General features: G+C 59.7%; 13 protein-coding genes and 1 tRNA gene. 9 read left to right on the top strand and 5 right to left on the bottom strand.

Going from position 1 to position 17,050, the window contains the following annotated elements:
• Positions 1-9: 9 nt before the first annotated feature.
• The 3 genes from J3P96_RS02770 (at position 10) to J3P96_RS02760 (ending at position 4,134) form a co-directional block, all read left to right on the top strand.
• Positions 10-1,281: a YeaH/YhbH family protein gene (locus tag J3P96_RS02770; protein ID WP_434655212.1), complete on the top strand. Its 1,272-nt coding sequence runs from the start codon at positions 10-12 to the stop codon at positions 1,279-1,281.
• Complete coding sequence (locus tag J3P96_RS02765) at positions 1,278-2,843, top strand: SpoVR family protein (RefSeq protein ID WP_305498391.1); 1,566 nt, start codon at positions 1,278-1,280, stop codon at positions 2,841-2,843. Before J3P96_RS02770 ends, J3P96_RS02765 begins: the two co-directional genes overlap by 4 nt.
• 64 nt (positions 2,844-2,907) lie before the next feature.
• Positions 2,908-4,134 (top strand): multifunctional CCA addition/repair protein, encoded by a 1,227-nt coding sequence (locus J3P96_RS02760; RefSeq protein ID WP_434655209.1) that lies wholly within the window; start codon positions 2,908-2,910, stop codon positions 4,132-4,134.
• Between the two features lie 141 nt (positions 4,135-4,275).
• Here J3P96_RS02760 and folK read toward each other — a convergent pair whose 3' ends face one another.
• Positions 4,276-4,794: a 2-amino-4-hydroxy-6-hydroxymethyldihydropteridine diphosphokinase gene (gene folK / locus J3P96_RS02755; protein WP_434655207.1), complete on the bottom strand. Its 519-nt coding sequence runs from the start codon at positions 4,792-4,794 to the stop codon at positions 4,276-4,278.
• The gene (folB, locus tag J3P96_RS02750) at positions 4,785-5,138 is read right to left on the bottom strand and encodes a dihydroneopterin aldolase (RefSeq protein WP_434655205.1); all 354 of its coding nucleotides are present in this window, start codon (positions 5,136-5,138) and stop codon (positions 4,785-4,787) included. Before folB ends, folK begins: the two co-directional genes overlap by 10 nt.
• Positions 5,139-5,213: 75 nt before the next feature.
• Here folB and plsY point away from each other — a divergent pair, with 75 nt between their 5' ends.
• Complete coding sequence (gene plsY / locus J3P96_RS02745; protein WP_434655203.1) at positions 5,214-5,783, top strand: glycerol-3-phosphate 1-O-acyltransferase PlsY; 570 nt, start codon at positions 5,214-5,216, stop codon at positions 5,781-5,783.
• Between the two features lie 7 nt (positions 5,784-5,790).
• Here the strand turns inward: plsY and tsaD are convergent, their stop codons facing one another.
• Positions 5,791-6,816 (bottom strand): tRNA (adenosine(37)-N6)-threonylcarbamoyltransferase complex transferase subunit TsaD, encoded by a 1,026-nt coding sequence (tsaD, locus tag J3P96_RS02740; protein WP_434658075.1) that lies wholly within the window; start codon positions 6,814-6,816, stop codon positions 5,791-5,793.
• A gap of 198 nt (positions 6,817-7,014) precedes the next feature.
• Here tsaD and rpsU point away from each other — a divergent pair, with 198 nt between their 5' ends.
• The 5 genes from rpsU (at position 7,015) to J3P96_RS02715 (ending at position 15,539) form a co-directional block, all read left to right on the top strand.
• Entirely contained in the window at positions 7,015-7,230 is a 216-nt protein-coding gene (rpsU, locus tag J3P96_RS02735; RefSeq protein ID WP_002551877.1) for a 30S ribosomal protein S21, read from the top strand.
• Between the two features lie 478 nt (positions 7,231-7,708).
• Positions 7,709-9,667 carry a DNA primase gene (gene dnaG, locus J3P96_RS02730; protein WP_434571398.1) on the top strand — a complete coding sequence of 653 codons (1,959 nt, stop codon included), beginning with the start codon at positions 7,709-7,711 and terminating at the stop codon, positions 9,665-9,667.
• A gap of 67 nt (positions 9,668-9,734) precedes the next feature.
• Entirely contained in the window at positions 9,735-11,582 is a 1,848-nt protein-coding gene (gene rpoD, locus J3P96_RS02725) for an RNA polymerase sigma factor RpoD (protein WP_434571396.1), read from the top strand.
• Between the two features lie 121 nt (positions 11,583-11,703).
• Positions 11,704-15,447, top strand: a complete 3,744-nt coding sequence (locus J3P96_RS02720; RefSeq protein WP_434655201.1) for a bifunctional diguanylate cyclase/phosphodiesterase — start codon at positions 11,704-11,706, stop codon at positions 15,445-15,447.
• Positions 15,448-15,462: 15 nt separating this feature from the next.
• Positions 15,463-15,539, top strand: a tRNA-Ile gene (locus J3P96_RS02715).
• Positions 15,540-15,593: 54 nt separating this feature from the next.
• Here the strand turns inward: J3P96_RS02715 and J3P96_RS02710 are convergent.
• Positions 15,594-16,790, bottom strand: coding sequence for a type II toxin-antitoxin system HipA family toxin (locus tag J3P96_RS02710; RefSeq protein ID WP_434655197.1), 1,197 nt, complete (start codon positions 16,788-16,790; stop codon positions 15,594-15,596).
• Positions 16,790-17,041 (bottom strand): helix-turn-helix domain-containing protein, encoded by a 252-nt coding sequence (locus tag J3P96_RS02705; RefSeq protein ID WP_434655195.1) that lies wholly within the window; start codon positions 17,039-17,041, stop codon positions 16,790-16,792. The genes J3P96_RS02710 and J3P96_RS02705 overlap by 1 nt, the downstream gene beginning before the upstream one ends.
• Between the last annotated feature and the right edge of the window lie 9 nt (positions 17,042-17,050).

The following is a 17,050-nucleotide window of genomic DNA, read 5'->3' as shown; positions in this document are numbered from 1 at the left end:
GGGTCACCTATGAGCTATGTGATCGACCGACGCCTGAATGGCAAGAACAAGAGCACGGTGAACCGCCAGCGTTTCTTGCGGCGTTACCGTGACCACATCAAGAAAGCCGTCGAAGAGGCGGTCAGCCGTCGTTCCATCACGGACATGGAGCATGGCGAGCAAATCAGCATCCCTGGCCGCGACATCGACGAGCCGGTGCTTCACCACGGCCGTGGTGGCAAGCAGACCGTCGTGCACCCGGGAAACAAGGAATTCACCACTGGCGAGCACATCCCGCGTCCGCAGGGGGGAGGCGGCGGCAAGGGGCCCGGCAAGGCCGGCAATTCCGGCGAAGGCATGGACGAGTTCGTATTCCAGATCACCCAGGAGGAATTCCTCGAATTCATGTTCGAGGATCTGGAACTGCCGAACCTGGTCAAGCGCAACCTGACCGGTACCGACACCTTCAAGACCGTGCGCGCCGGCATCAGCAACGAGGGTAATCCGTCACGCATCAATATCATTCGCACCCTGCGTTCGGCCCATGCCCGACGAATCGCGCTCTCAGGCAGCAGCCGGGCGAAACTGCGCGAAGCCAAGGAAGAGCTGGCTCGCCTGAAACGTGAAGAACCCGACAATTTTGGCGATATCCAGGATCTGGAAGCGGAAATCGAGAAACTCAGCGCGCGTATCCATCGTGTGCCGTTCCTCGACACGTTCGACCTCAAATACAACCTCCTGGTGAAACAACCGAATCCCAGTTCGAAGGCCGTGATGTTCTGCCTGATGGACGTTTCCGGCTCCATGACCCAAGCCACCAAGGACATCGCCAAGCGCTTCTTTATCCTGCTGTACCTGTTCCTGAAGAGGAACTACGACAAGATCGACGTGGTGTTCATCCGTCACCACACCAGCGCCAGGGAAGTCGACGAGGAAGAGTTTTTCTATTCCAGGGAAACTGGCGGCACGATCGTGTCCAGCGCGCTGAAACTGATGCAGGAAATCATGGCCGAACGTTACCCCGCCAATGAATGGAACATCTATGCGGCCCAGGCGTCCGACGGCGATAACTGGAACGACGACTCGCCAATCTGCCGTGACATCCTCATCAACCAGATCATGCCGTTCGTCCAGTACTACACCTACGTGGAAATTACTCCACGCGAACACCAGGCCCTGTGGTACGAATACGAACGCATCGCCGAAGCCTTCTCCGAAACATTTGCCCAACAGCAACTGGTCTCGGCCGGGGATATCTACCCGGTCTTCCGTGAACTCTTCCAGCGCAGGTTAGTGACATGACCGCCAAAAAAGAGCAGAAGCGCCAGCCCATTTCCACCGGCTCCGAATGGACATTCGAGCTGATCCAGGCCTACGACCGCGAAATCAGCCGTATCGCGGACCGTTACGCCCTGGACACGTACCCGAACCAGATCGAAGTGATCACCGCCGAGCAAATGATGGACGCCTATGCATCCGTAGGGATGCCCCTGGGCTACCACCATTGGTCCTACGGCAAGCATTTCCTCAGTACGGAGAAATCCTACAGCCGCGGCCAGATGGGGCTGGCCTATGAGATCGTGATCAACTCCGATCCCTGCATCGCCTACCTGATGGAAGAAAACACCATCTGCATGCAGGCGCTGGTGGTGGCGCATGCCTGCTATGGCCACAACAGTTTCTTCAAGGGCAACTATCTGTTCCGCACTTGGACCGACGCCAGCTCGATCATCGATTACCTGGTGTTCGCCAAGCAGTACATCATGCAGTGCGAGGAACGCCACGGCATTGATGCGGTGGAGGACCTGCTGGATTCCTGCCACGCCCTGATGAACTATGGTGTGGACCGCTACAAGCGGCCGTATCCAATTTCCGCCGAGGAAGAGCGCCGGCGCCAGAAGGACCGTGAAGAACACCTGCAAAAGCAGATCAACGATCTTTGGCGGACCATTCCCAAAGGCGCGGACAAGTACAGCGAGAAAGACAACGCGCGGTTCCCTGCCGAGCCCCAGGAGAACATCCTTTATTTCATCGAGAAACACGCGCCGCTGCTGGAACCCTGGCAGCGCGAAATCGTACGCATCGTGCGCAAGATCGCCCAGTATTTCTACCCTCAGCGCCAGACCCAGGTGATGAATGAGGGCTGGGCAACATTCTGGCACTACACGTTGATGAACGACCTGTACGACGAGGGCCTGGTCACCGATGGCTTCATGATGGAGTTCCTGACCTCCCATACCAGCGTGGTATTCCAGCCAGGGTTCGATAGTCCCTACTACAGCGGTATCAACCCATATGCCCTGGGCTTTGCCATGTACCGCGACATTCGCCGCATGTGTGAAGACCCTACCGAAGAGGATCGCCGCTGGTTTCCGGAAATCGCCGGCTCGGACTGGCTTTCCACGATCAAGTTCGCCATGAGCAGCTTCAAGGACGAGAGTTTCATCCTGCAGTACCTTTCGCCCAAGGTGATCCGCGACCTCAAGCTGTTCAGCATCATGGACGATGATCAGAAGGATGACCTGCTGGTGCCCGCCATCCACGACGAGAGCGGTTACCGGGTCATCCGTGAAACCCTGGCGGCGCAGTACAATCTCGGTAATCGCGAGCCCAACGTGCAGATCTACAGCATCGACCGTCGTGGTGATCGTTCCCTGACCCTGCGTCACCAGCAGCACAACCGCAAACCGCTGGGCGATTCCACCGACGAGGTCCTCAAGCACCTGCATCGGCTTTGGGGGTTCGACATCCACTTGGAAACCTTGCAAGGCGACCAGGTGATGAAAACCCACCATGTGCCGCCGCGCGGCGAACAAGGCGAAGGAGATTACGGGCGCCTGGACCTGGCCGTCATTCATCTTTGATAGCGTTTTCGCCTCCGAAGGTCCGGCTTAAAGGTTTATCCTATCGGCCCAACGGAGGTTTTTTATGCAGATCTACAAAGTCGGCGGCGCTGTTCGTGATCGCCTGCTCGGCATCCCCGTCACCGACATCGACCGGGTGGTCGTGGGCGCCACCGCCGAGGAAATGCTGGCCAAGGGATTCCGTCCCGTGGGGGCTGATTTTCCGGTCTTCCTTGACCCGAAGACTGGCGAGGAATACGCCCTCGCCCGCACCGAACGCAAGAGCGGCAGGGGTTACGGTGGCTTCGTGTTCCATGCCAGCCCCGAGGTGACGCTCGAAGAAGACCTCATCCGCAGGGACCTGACAATCAACGCCATGGCCGAAGACGACCATGGCAACCTCACCGATCCCTACCACGGCCAGCGCGATCTCGAAGATCGCCTGCTGCGGCACGTTTCCCCGGCGTTTGCCGAGGATCCACTGCGGGTTCTGCGAGTTGCCCGCTTTGCCGCACGTTATGCCCTGCTGGGTTTCAAGGTGGCGGACGAAACCCTCGCGTTGATGCGCAAGCTCAGTGAATCTGGCGAGCTGGAAGCTTTGACTGCCGAACGCAGCTGGAAAGAGATCTCCCGCGCCCTGATGGAAGATCAGCCACAAGTGTTTATCCAGGTACTGCGCGACTGCGATGCCCTCAAGGTATTGATGCCCGAGGTCAATGCGCTGTTCGGGGTCCCGCAGCCTGAAGCTCATCACCCGGAAATCGACAGCGGCGTCCATACCTTGAGCGTGCTGGAACAGTCGGCGCTGCACAAACAGCCACTGACGGTCCGCTGGGCTTGCCTGTTGCATGACCTCGGCAAAGGTTTAACACCCGAGCATGAATGGCCAAGGCACATCGCCCATGAGCACAAGGGCCTGAAGCTGATCAAAGCAGTCAACGAACGCTTCAAGGCGCCCCGTGACTGCCAGGAACTGGCGCTGCTGGTGGGTCAATACCACACCCATGGACACCGCGCGCTGGAGCTCAGGGCAACCACTTTGCTTGAGCTGCTGCAGAGCTTTGATGTGTACCGGCGCCCCCAGCGTTTCGAGGAGTTCATTGCCGCATGCGAGATGGATGCGCGAGGGCGCAAGGGGCTTGAGGAACGAAGTTACCCGCAGGCTGATTACCTGCGGGGCGCTGCGTCAGCGGCCCGCGGCGTGGCGGTGCAGCCGTTGCTGGAGAAGGGTTTCAAGGGGCCGGAACTGGGTGAAGCGATCAAGCGAGAGCGCCTCAGGGCGCTGAAAGCCTACAAGGAGGCGGCGAGCTGACGGAAATGATCTCCGTTGAATCTTCGCTGAATATCCTGCCGTCTTCGCGAGCAGGCTCGCTCCCACATTGGCGCTCGGCTGGGCCACAATCATGTGTCCACTGAATTTCTAAGGAGCGAGCTCGCGATGACGGCAGGCGCGTCACAGCAGATCTGATGGCGTAAGCGGCTGACCTCGCCACTCGAAAGCCACCGGCGCCAGCACCTGGTCAATCTGTGCTTCTTTCCACAACGTGGAAAAGCTCTTGCCCACGCCTGGATGAATCCGGTCCGGCGCAATCAACGATAAAGGCCACAAGACAAAAGCATTCTTCAGAATTTCCGCGCGCGGCAGGATCAACCCATCGAAGTTGCCGACCTGCTCGCCATACAGCAGCACGTCGATATCCAGCGGCAAACCCTTGCGGTCCGGCGCGTAGCGGCCATTATCAGCCTCGATGAACTTGAGGCGGCGGTCCAGTTCCATCAGCGGAAGATCGGTGAACGCCGACACGACGAAATTGAAGAACGGGCCGCTCTTGATACCCACCGGCTGACTTTCGAACACGGCCGAACAGCGCATATCCACCAGGAAAACGGCCAGAGCCTCAAGTCCCGCGCGCAAATGGATTTCACGCTCGATATTGCTGCCGAGCCCGAGAAAAACCTGAGTCAGCGACATCCGCGCTCGATCTCCACGCCAACGCCGGTAGCGGCCGGCACGGCCCCTGGCTTGGTCACTTTCAGGCGCAGCCAGGTGATCCTGAACTCATCCATGAGCTCTTGGGCCAGTCGCTCGGCAAAGGTTTCGACCAATTGGAACTGCGCCTGCTCGGCAAATGCCTGGATGCGGGCCGATACGCTGGCGTAGTCGAGGGCCAGGCTCAGGTCGTCGCCCGCAGCCGCCGGACGATTATCCCAGGCAAAACGCAGATCAAGCCGCAGGCACTGTCGGATGCCTCGCTCCCAGTCGTAGGCACCAATCACCGTGTCGACTTCCAGGCCTTCGATAAACACTCTGTCCAAGCTCTCTTCTCCGCAGCACGACAAGGGCGCGTTGCGCCGTTAGAATCAGGGGCTTCCTCGCCCGGAATAGCTAGCATGTTTTGGTCATTGGCGATCCTCGCCTACCTGCTCGGCTCACTGTCCTTTGCCATTTTGCTCAGCCGCCTGACCGGTCGCCCGGATCCGCGAATGAGTGGTTCAGGCAATGCCGGCGCCACCAACATGCTGCGCCTGGCCGGACGCAAGCTTGCCGTCCTGACCCTGCTTGGCGACCTCTGCAAAGGCCTCGTGCCGGTTCTGCTCGCCAGCCTCGCAGGGATTTCGTTGCAGCAACAGGCCTGGGTCGGCGTCTGCGCGGTCATCGGCCATCTGTTCCCGCTGTACTTCCGCTTTCGCGGCGGCAAGGGTGTCGCCACCGCCGCCGGCATGCTGCTGGGCCTGTATCCGCCTGCCGCCCTGCTTGCCGTGTGCGCCTGGCTGCTGACCTTCTACCTGACCCGCACCAGCTCCCTTGCCGCATTGATCGCCACGCCACTGACCCTGCCTTTGCTGGCCTGGCAGGAACCGGCGGCATTGCTGCCGATGACGACACTCGTTGCGCTGATCGTCTGGCGCCACCGGGGCAATCTACGCGACCTGTTCGCCGGGCGCGAACGGCATTTCTGATAACGCCTCACAGCGGTGAAAGTTGCTCCATGGGCCAGCGCGCCTGCACGCTGATCGCCAGGCTTTCCTGCTGCCCCGCTTGCAGGCGCTGGCAACCGGCAAAAGCGATCATTGCGCCGTTATCTGTGCAGAACTCCGGCCGAGCGTAGTAAACGTCGCCCTTCATATCGCCGAGCATTTTCTCCAGGGATACCCGCAAGGCCTTGTTCGCGCTCACCCCGCCGGCAATCACCAGGCGCTTGAGCCCAGCCTGTTTCAGCGCGCGCTTGCACTTGATCGTCAAAGTCTCCACCACGGCCTGCTGGAACGCCAGGGAGATGTCGCAACGGGCTTGCTCACTGTCGTCCCCGGCATTGACGCATTGTTGCCAGGTATTCAGCGCGAAGGTTTTCAGGCCACTGAAGCTGAAATCCAGTCCAGGCCGGTCGCACATTGGACGCGGGAATACGAAACGCCCTTCAATGCCGTGAGCGGCAAGTCGTGCGATTTCCGGTCCGCCAGGATAATTGAGCCCCATCATCTTGGCGGTTTTATCAAAAGCCTCGCCCGCGGCGTCGTCGAGCGACTCGCCCATGAGTTGGTATTGGCCGATTCCATCGACCCGCACGAGCTGCGTATGGCCTCCGGACACCAACAAAGCGACGAACGGAAACTCCGGCGGCTGCGGCTCCAGCATCGGCGCCAGCAGGTGGCCCTCCATGTGGTGCACGCCCAAGGCCGGAATGCCCCAGGCAAAGGCCAGCGCCTGGGCACAGGAAGCACCGACCAACAGGGCGCCCACCAGACCCGGCCCGGCCGTGTAGGCGATGGCATCGATCTCGGTCGGCACGCAGCCGCCTTCGGCCAGGACCTGGCGGATCAAGGGCAGCATGCGCTTGACGTGATCGCGTGACGCAAGCTCCGGCACCACGCCGCCGTACGCGCGGTGCAGGTCGATCTGGCTGAACAGCGCGTCGGCCAGCAGGCCACGTTCACTGTCGTAGAGGGCGACGCCGGTTTCGTCGCAGGACGTTTCTAATCCCAGTACTAGCATGGGTTGCGCCTTGTAGAGGCTGAATTCGAAGGCGCGCATAATAGTCGTCGCGTTGTGCCCCGACCAGCGGTTTTCGATCAGAGGCTTTGCATTCCGAGCGTTGAGGGGTTAACATCCGCAACCCTTAAAAACCGACGTCTTCAAGTGCTCTTTTGCCGCGAGGATGTTGACCCCGGTAATGAATGAAGGTAGCTCTGGATGCCAGCCGTCAAAGTAAAAGAGAACGAACCCTTCGACGTAGCTCTGCGTCGTTTCAAGCGCTCCTGCGAAAAAGCCGGTGTTCTGGCTGAAGTTCGTAGCCGCGAATTCTACGAGAAGCCGACTTCCGAGCGTAAGCGCAAAGCAGCAGCCGCTGTTAAGCGTCACGCCAAGAAAGTTCAGCGCGAACAGCGCCGCGCCGTACGTCTGTACTAATACACAGACGCCCGTCGCAAGCTTCTTGCCAAGCCCGGCCTCCAAGCCGGGCTTATGGCATTTGCGGAACAACGCTTGATGCTTCACCGTCAAAGTCGCAGACGCGACCAAGACGATCTGCTTTATCGCGTCAGACCTGGCTCTTTTGCCAGCGGTGCACGTCTCTTCTGACGAGCCTTCCAAGGCTACTGACGAGCACACCCTGATTCCTCTAACGACGATCAGCCCAAGGCACCGCTGCGTGCCCGCTTCATGAGCTATCCGAGGCCTGACCGGCCGTTACCGGACTCAGCGCAACACATTTCGTACAGTCGAATACTGATAGCCATTAACGTCAGTGGATAATCGGCAGATACACTTCCCGACAGCAATGATGCAGACGACCCGGTCGAGCCACCATTTTCCGTGCCTCAGGACCAGGAACCGACTCCGCAGCTGATTTTGGGCTCCTATTTCGCGCAGTGATGATGAGAACGCCATGGCCGGGCTAATTCCCCAGAGCTTTATTGACGACCTCCTGAACCGCACCGACATCGTCGACGTGGTCAGCTCTCGCCTGCAAATGAAGAAAGCGGGCAAGAACTACACAGCCTGCTGCCCGTTTCACAAAGAAAAAACCCCCTCCTTCAGCGTCAGCCCTGACAAGCAGTTCTATTATTGCTTCGGCTGCGGCGCTGGCGGCAATGCCCTCGGCTTCATCATGGACCACGACAACCTGGATTTCCCCCAGGCCGTCGAGGAACTGGCCAAAGCCGCCGGCATGGAAATTCCTCGCGAGGAGAGCGGACGACAACACAAGCCTCGCCAACCCACCGATTCGCCGCTGTATCCGCTGCTCACGGCAGCAGCCGACTTTTATCGCCAGGCACTTAAAAGCCATCCGGCCCGCAAGGCGGCGGTGGATTATCTCAAGGGCCGCGGCCTGACCGGTGAGATTGCTCGCGACTTCGGCCTCGGCTTCGCCCCGCCGGGCTGGGACAACCTGTACAAACATCTGAGTAGCGATACGCTGCAGCAACGCGCCATGATCGACGCCGGCCTGCTGATCGAGAACGCCGAGACGGGCAAGCGCTACGACCGCTTCCGTGACCGGGTGATGTTCCCGATCCGCGATACCCGCGGGCGGATCATCGCCTTTGGCGGCCGGGTGCTGGGGGACGACAAGCCCAAGTACCTGAACTCCCCGGAGACCCCGGTTTTCCATAAGGGTCAGGAACTCTACGGCCTGTACGAGGCGCGCAAGAACAATCGCAACCTCGATGAAATCATCGTTGTCGAAGGCTACATGGACGTCATCGCCCTGGCCCAGCAAGGCTTGCGCAACGCCGTTGCGACCCTGGGCACGGCCACCAGCGAAGAACACATGAAGCGCCTGTTTCGCGTCGTGCCGAGCGTGCTGTTCTGCTTCGACGGCGACCAGGCCGGACGCAACGCCGCCTGGCGCGCGCTTGAAGCGACGCTGCCCTGCCTGCAGGACGGGCGGCGCGCACGTTTTCTGTTCCTGCCCGAGGGCGAGGACCCGGACACCCTGGTGCGCTCCGAGGGCACCGATGCGTTCCGTGCGCGGATCAACCAGCACGCACAGCCGCTGGCCGACTATTTTTTCCAGCAACTGACCGAAGAAGCCGATCCTCGCTCCCTCGAAGGCAAGGCCCATATGGCCACGCTCGCGGCACCGCTGATCGACAAGGTGCCCGGCGCCAACCTGCGGACCTTGATGCGTCAACGCCTGACGGAAATTACCGGGCTGAACAGCGAAGCGGTCAGCCAGCTGGCCCACAGTGCCCCCCAGGAGGCACCGCCGGCTTATGACCCGGGCATCGACTACGACGCGATACCCGACTTCGCCGACTATCATCAAACCCAGCAGGACTACGCGCCGCAGCAGGAATGGACACCGAAGAAACCCGGTGCCGGCGGCAAGAAATGGGACAAGAAACCCTGGGACAAGACCGGCAAGCGCGGCGATCGCGACCAGCCACGTGCCCCGCGCGTGCCGGCCGCCGTCGAACCACCAACACTGGCTGCCCTGCGCACCCTGCTGCACCACCCGCAGTTGGCTGAAAAGGTAGAAGATGCCGGGCACTTCGCCGCCGAGGACCACAGCAATACACAATTGCTGGTTGCGCTCCTTGAAGCTGTGCAGAAGAACCCCAAGCTAAACTCATTCCAGTTGATCGCGCGGTGGCACGGCACCGAGCAGGGGCGCCTTTTGAAGGCATTGGCCGAGAAGGAATGGCTGATAGAGGGAGATAACCTTGAACAACAGTTTTTCGACACCATTACTAGCTTGTCCGCCCGCCAACGCGAGCGAAACCTGGAACAACTTCTGCGCAAAGCTCGCCAGAGCGAGTTGACCAGCGAAGAGAAAAACCAATTGCGTGACTTACTCAGCCGCAATGTTTGCGCATCAAACCCGACCTCAACTGGCGCGTGAGGTCACAGCTCAGGTATAATCCTCGGCTTGTTTTTTGCCCGCCAAGACCTTCAGTGGATAGGGTGTTATGTCCGGAAAAGCGCAACAGCAGTCTCGTATCAAAGAGTTGATCCTATTGGGTCGTGAGCAGGGCTACCTGACTTACGCGGAGGTCAACGACCACCTGCCGGAGGATATTTCAGATCCGGAACAGGTGGAAGACATCATCCGCATGATCAACGACATGGGGATCAACGTATTCGAGGTTGCTCCAGATAAGGATGCCCTTATGCTGGCCGACGCCGATACCGACGAGGCGGCCGCTGAAGAAGCGGCCGCAGCGTTGGCAGCGGTCGAGACCGACATTGGTCGCACCACCGACCCCGTGCGCATGTACATGCGTGAGATGGGTACGGTAGAGCTCCTCACGCGTGAAGGCGAAATTGAAATCGCCAAGCGTATTGAAGAAGGCATCCGTGAAGTGATGGGCGCAATTGCGCACTTCCCTGGCACGGTCGACCATATTCTCTCCGAATACACCCGCGTCACCACCGAAGGTGGGCGCCTGTCTGACGTCCTGAGCGGTTACATCGACCCGGACGACGGCATCGCGCCGCCTGCCGCCGAAGTGCCGCCGCTGGTCGACCCGAAAGCCGTCAAGGCCGACGATGAGACCGACGATGACGACGCCGAAGCCAGCGACGACGAAGAAGAAGCCGAAAGCGGTCCGGACCCGGTCATCGCCGCCCAGCGTTTTGGCGCCGTGGCCGACCAGATGGAGATCACCCGCAAGGCGCTGAAAAAGCACGGTCGCAACAACAAGCAGGCAATTGCCGAACTGTTGGCGCTGGCTGAGCTGTTCATGCCGATCAAGCTGGTGCCCAAGCAGTTCGAAGGCCTGGTCGAGCGTGTTCGCAGTGCCCTGGATCGTCTGCGTCAGCAAGAGCGTGCGATCATGCAACTGTGTGTGCGTGACGCCCGCATGCCGCGTGCAGATTTCCTGCGCCAGTTCCCTGGCCATGAAGTCGACGAAAGCTGGACCGATGCACTGGCCAAAGGCAAGAGCAAATACGCCGAAGCGATTGGCCGCCTGCAACCGGACATCATTCGTTGCCAGCAGAAGCTGAGCGCGCTGGAGGCCGAGACTGGCCTGAGCATCGCTGAAATCAAGGACATCAACCGTCGCATGTCGATCGGCGAGGCCAAGGCCCGTCGCGCGAAGAAAGAGATGGTCGAAGCGAACTTGCGTCTGGTGATCTCGATCGCCAAGAAGTACACCAACCGTGGCCTGCAATTCCTCGATCTGATCCAGGAAGGCAACATCGGCCTGATGAAGGCGGTGGACAAGTTCGAATACCGTCGCGGCTACAAGTTCTCGACTTATGCCACCTGGTGGATTCGTCAGGCGATCACTCGCTCGATCGCCGACCAGGCCCGCACCATTCGTATCCCGGTGCACATGATCGAGACGATCAACAAGCTCAACCGTATTTCCCGGCAGATGTTGCAGGAAATGGGTCGCGAACCGACGCCGGAAGAGCTGGGCGAACGCATGGAAATGCCTGAGGACAAGATCCGCAAGGTATTGAAGATCGCCAAAGAGCCGATCTCCATGGAAACCCCGATCGGTGATGACGAAGACTCCCATCTGGGTGACTTCATCGAAGACTCCACCATGCAGTCGCCGATTGATGTCGCCACCGTTGAGAGCCTCAAGGAAGCGACTCGCGAAGTACTTTCCGGCCTCACTGCCCGTGAAGCCAAGGTACTGCGGATGCGCTTCGGCATCGACATGAACACCGACCACACCCTCGAGGAAGTCGGTAAACAGTTCGATGTGACTCGTGAGCGGATTCGTCAGATCGAAGCCAAGGCGTTGCGCAAACTGCGCCACCCGACGCGAAGCGAGCATCTGCGTTCGTTTCTCGACGAGTGACCTTCAAACCCCCGGCCCTGCCGGGGGTTTTGTTATGTGCAGATAACTCTTCCTTCTTGCTCCCCCGCCCTGTTGTCCGTCTACACTCGATTCATCCTTTCCCAGCCATGACGAGACCGTGATGCCCAGACTGACGGCCGTGCTTTTGCTGTCACTGATGACCTGGACCGCAACGGCCGGCGCGTTGACGCTCACGGAGGAAGAACGCCGCTGGCTCAAGGACCACCCCGACCTGCGCCTGGGTGTCGATGCGTCATGGCCGCCGTTCGAATTTCGCGACGACAACGGCCGCTACCAAGGCCTGGCCGCCGACTATGTCGACATCATCCGCGAGAAACTGGCCGTCACGCTCACCCCCATCGAACCCGTCAGCTGGACGGAGGTGCTGGAACAGGTCGTGCAGGGCAAGATCGACCTTCTACCGGGCATCATGTCCACCCCCGAACGCCAGAACTACCTGTCGTTCACTCGCCCCTACCTCGATTTTCCAATTGTGATCCTGGCCCATAAAGGCGGGCCCCGACCCCATAAGCTCGAAGACCTTTACGGGCTGAAAATCGCCGTGGTGGAGAACTATGCCCCCCACGAACTGCTGCGCAACCACCACCCCGACCTGAACCTGGTCGCGCTGCCCAACGTCAGTTCGGCGCTACAGGCCTTGGCGACCGATGAAGTCGATGCGGTGGTGGGCGATCTTGCCTCCAGCGTGTGGAGCTTGCGCCAGCTCAAGCTTGACGGGCTCTACGTCAGCGGAGAAACGCCCTACCGCTACCAGTTGGCGATGGCCGTCCCACGGGAAAACAAGATATTGGTGGGCATCCTCGACAAGGTCCTGGCGGACATGACGCCGATGGAGATCAGCGAAATCCAGGAAAAATGGGTTGGCAACGTGCGGGACCATCGCCAGCTCTGGTCAGGCCTCCTGCTTTACGGCCTGCCCGGGCTGCTGCTGTTGATCGCCATCCTGGCAGTGGTGATTCGCATCAACCGTCGCCTGAGTTCGGAAATAGCCCGACGCGTCGACCTGGAACAGGAGTTGCGTAGCAGCGAATACCATTATCGCGGGCTGGTAGAGAGCCTTTCGGCGATTGCCTGGGAGGCCAGGGTCAGCGACTTCACCTACAGCTATGTATCGCCTCACGCCGAAGAATTGCTCGGCTACCCCCTCGCCCATTGGCTCATCCCCGGGTTCTGGCGCAACATCATTCACCCGGCGGACCTGATCCGCGCGCAGACATATTGCGATCACGAAGTCCTTGCCGGCCGCGATCACTGCATCGACTACCGGGTGATCACCGCCGACGGTCGCTGCCTGTGGGTGCGGGACATCGTCAGCCTGATCAAGCATGGCCATGAACCGTTGATGCGCGGACTGATGATCGACATCAGTGAAGCCAAGCATACCGAGGAAGCGCTGCGCCTTTCCGAACAGAAGTTCGGCTCGGTATTTCGCCAGTGCCCGGACATCCTGGTGATTGCCCGCCTGCTGGACGGTTGTCTGCTGGAGGTCAATAAAGCCTTCGAAGAGCAGATTGGCCTCAGCGCCGCAGAGGTGGTCGGCAAAAGCGCTACCGACCTGGACATCTGGGGCATACAAGGCGTCGGCCCAAGCCTGCTCCAGCGGTTGCAGGCCGGGAGCATTCGCAATCTGGAAATGCCTTTCCAACGCAGCAACGGCGAAGTGTTCACCGGGCTGATATCTGCCGAACCCTTTGATCTGGACACCACGCCGGCGCTGGTCGTGGTGGTGCGAGACATCAGCCAGCTCAAGGAGACCCAGCAACAATTGCAGACCTCCGAAGAGAAGTTCGCCAAGGCCTTTCACGCCTCGCCCGATGGGTTGCTGCTATCCAGGCAGAGCGATGGTTTGCTGATTGAAGTCAACGACGGTTTCAGCCGCATTACCGGCTTCAACAGCGCCCTGTCGGTCGATCGTTCGACCCTGGACCTGGGAATCTGGGTCAATCTCAACGAGCGCAAGCAGATGCTCGACCTGCTGCAGCGGGACGGTTTCGTAAAGGATTTCAGTTGCCATATCCGTCGTAACGACGGGCAGATACGGCTCTGCGAGGTGTCCAGCCGTCCGCTGCCCATCGGCAACGAGGACTGCATGCTGACGATCGCCCGAGACATCACCGAACGCCACTTCATGCAGGAGAAACTGCAGCAGGCCGCCACCGTATTCGAAAGCACCGCCGAAGGCGTACTGATCACCGATACACAACAGCACATCAGCGCCGTGAACCGAGCCTTTACCGAAATCACCGGCTATAGCGAAACCGAAGCCCTGGGCCATACGCCTCGGCTGCTGGCTTCCGGGCTGCACGACAGCGCGTTTTATGCCGCGATGTGGCACCAGTTGACGGCGGAGGGCCACTGGCAGGGTGAAATCTCCAATCGACGCAAAAATGGCGAGCTGTATCCCAGCTGGCTGACCATCAGCGCCGTGCGCAACCAGGAACAACAGACCACCCATTTCGTCGCGGTCTTTGCCGATATTTCAAGCCTCAAGCACGCCCAGGCCCGACTCGACTACCAGGCGCATCACGACCCGCTCACGGGCCTGCCGAATCGCACCCTGTTCGAAAGCCGTTTGCTCTCGGCGCTCAATAGTCAGCAAGAAAATGGCGGCCAAGGCGCGGTGTTGTTCCTGGACCTGGACCGTTTCAAACACATCAACGACAGCCTCGGGCACCCGGTCGGCGATCTGCTGCTCAAGGGCATTGCCGTGCGCCTGCGCGAGCAACTGCGTGATATCGACACCGTGGCGCGCCTGGGCGGTGACGAATTCATCATCCTGCTGCCCGGCCTGCAGCAGCCCAGCGATGCCGAGCACATCGCGCAGAAGCTGTTGAACTGTTTCTGCGCGCCGTTCCAGGCCGGCGAGCATGAGTTTTTCATCAGCGCCAGCATCGGCACCAGCCTCTATCCGCAGGATGGCTGCGATGTCGCCACGCTGGTCAAAAACGCCGACGCGGCGATGTACCGCTCCAAGGCCAAGGGTCGCAACCGGGTGGAAAGCTACACTCGCGACCTCACGGCCCAGGCCAGCGAGCGCGTGGCACTGGAACACGAGCTGCGTCGGGCGATCGAGCGCAACGAACTGTCGTTGTCGTTCCAGCCGAAAATCAGCCTCATCGACAACCGGCTGGTGGGCGCCGAGGCGCTGATTCGCTGGACCCATCCGACCTTTGGCGACGTACCGCCGGAGCATTTCATCCCCCTGGCCGAAGAAAACGGCATGATCCTGCAAATCGGCGATTGGGTACTGGAAAACGCCTGCCGGCAACTGCACGCATGGAACAGCTGTCACGAAAGCCTCGGGCCGCTGTCGGTCAACCTGGCCGGTGCCCAATTGCGCCAACCCAACCTGCTGGGTCGGATCGAACAGTTGCTGCGGGAAAACCACCTTGAGCCTGGTTTGTTGCAACTGGAGATTACCGAAAACTTCATCATGAGCCAGGCCGAAGAGGCCCTGACGGTACTGTATCAACTGAAAAAACTCGGCGTGCAACTGGCCATCGACGACTTCGGTACCGGCTATTCCTCGCTGAGCTACCTCAAGCGCCTGCCGCTGGACATCCTGAAAATCGACCAGTCTTTCGTCCGCGGCCTGCCTGACGACCCCCACGATGTGGCCATCGTGCGGGCAATCATCGCCTTGGGCCGGAGCATGCAATTCAGCATCATCGCCGAGGGCGTCGAAACCCTCGCCCAACAGCAATTTCTCGCCGAGGAAGGCTGCGAGCAGATCCAGGGTTACATCGTCAGCCTGCCCCTGTGCGCCGCGGAATTTGCCGCGACGTTTCTGCATGTGACCGTATCGGATTTTTCGGATAGCACAGCCGAGAAACCGTCGCTATAATCCGCGGCCTACTGAGGGCCTATAGCTCAGTTGGTTAGAGCAGAGGACTCATAATCCTTTGGTCCACGGTTCGAGTCCGTGTGGGCCCACCAAATCGAAAGCCGCGCATTGCGCGGCTTTTGTGTTTCTTGGCGCAAGCGCTGCACCTATCCAAAGGTTCTCAAGAACGGCTCCGCACACTGCTTGATCGCCGCCACTACATGCGGGGCCTGCTCACCAAGCTCGGTTGAGCGAGCCACTACTCGTTCCAGCGCTTGCAGTTGCAAGCGGATTACCTCTTCTGGCTGAGCAACATCACACACCTGAGCAAAGTCCAGCAGACCCTGTCGAGAAGCGAATAGCGATTTGTTGCCGGCGAGATCAAGGGCCAGCACGTCTTCCGGGATGTAAGCGGTGGTATTAACGATGTCGTACGCCGGAGCCAGCCGGGCGTCGCGCTGGGTAGGGTTCGTGTAGAGCAATCCGAAGTTCTTGAGATGGGCGTCACCGTTACCTACGATGCAGCTTAAAGCCACCACGGCAAACAGTTGAGCCAGGGAATCCTTGACTTGCTCGGGGGAACAGTAAAGTCGAATCGCCTTGGCGATTGCCGAGTAGCTTTTGCTGTATTTCTGCTGCGCGGCGAGCCCCATCAGCGCAGCCATGTCCTCAAAACCGATGGGATTGAGTTGGCTGTCCCGGTCGAAACGACGCATGACGAACAGTTTGGCGTTTTTGGAAAGAAAGAACTCCGGTACCGCAATCCCGGCCTCCCTGGCAACGGACATACAGAGAAACTCGTTGATTGCGAGTCCCGGAAGTTCCTCCCGACCGCTCTTGATAATCAGATCGGAGGTTTTTGAAGTGAATCGCTGAGGTGCAGAAGCCTCCTGTTCGGGCACAAGAACCTTAGGCTGCACGCCCGAAATCCCCGCCCGCAGGATATAGCGATCGACGAGGCCGGTAAAAATATCCTCGGCACCGTCCCACGCCAGGATTTCTTCCAGCTTTTCTCCTGGAAATTGTTGACGCTGCAATAACGCATCGACTTCAGGGGAACTCACTACTACCCGCCCGATGGGCGAACTGCTGCCCGACAACGCAAGGAGCAGCATGGGATCGACATCAGCTACCTTGGCCAGGCGGTTGCGCAACTGCTCTAAAACGTACCCTTCGGGCAGATTCATTTGAAAGATCGGGTGCAGCTCCCTATGACGATACTCATCCAGGCGCACAGGCATGAGCAGGCTTATTGCAGCCTGGGCCTTCGCCTCGTCGTGATAACGGAACCGGTAATCCCCGGCACCGCCAACGATCCTTCCGCTGGTACCTTCAGGAGTTGCCACCTGCAACACAGCTGCCATCAGTCGAATACCCCTTCAATTTCATCCAGTGTCGGCATCGCCGCCGGTATCACGGCCAACTCGCAATCCAGTGCTCCCAGGACTCGCGCATAAGCGGCCATGCTTACCGACATGTCACCTTTCTCGATGGCAATCACCTTCTGCCGGGGGATGCCGGCCAAGGCGGCCAGACTAGCTTGGGTCAGCCCGCGATTTGAACGGCGTTGCCTGACCTGTACGCCGAGCCGGGTAGTAATGAGGGAGTAATCCATGTTTCGTAT

This window comes from Pseudomonas sp. R3-56 (assembly GCF_051132075.1).
GTDB lineage: Bacteria > Pseudomonadota > Gammaproteobacteria > Pseudomonadales > Pseudomonadaceae > Aquipseudomonas.
The sequence above is the reverse complement of the archived record's forward strand: the minus strand, read 5'-3'. Positions and strand labels throughout refer to the sequence as shown.